General features: G+C 62.9%; 1 protein-coding gene. It reads left to right on the forward strand.

The annotated features are described in order from the left end of the window. Window positions 1–40 precede the first annotated feature (40 nt). A partial coding sequence (locus ACEWQZ_RS00015) for a hypothetical protein (RefSeq protein WP_476481025.1) occupies window positions 41–291 on the forward strand: 251 nt, incomplete at its 3' end.

Below are 291 nucleotides of genomic sequence, written 5' to 3' on the forward strand. Positions count from 1 at the left end.
CCGGATACGAAAAAAGCCCCGTCACCGGCGGGGCTTTCTCTTGAATCTGGCGCGCCCGGAAGGATGGCTGACGCTGCGCGTCAGCGAGCTCGCGCCTGCGGCGCTCGGTTCGAACCGACTTGTCAATTGTCGGAGGTTCGAATTTTGCCTCCGGATACGAAAAAAGCCCCGTCACCGGCGGGGCTTTCTCTTGAATCTGGCGCGCCCGGAAGGATGGCTGACGCTGCGCGTCAGCGAGCTCGCGCCTGCGGCGCTCGGTTCGAACCGACTTGTCAATTGTCGGAGGTTCGA

The organism is Wenzhouxiangella sp. YN1 (assembly GCF_056324145.1).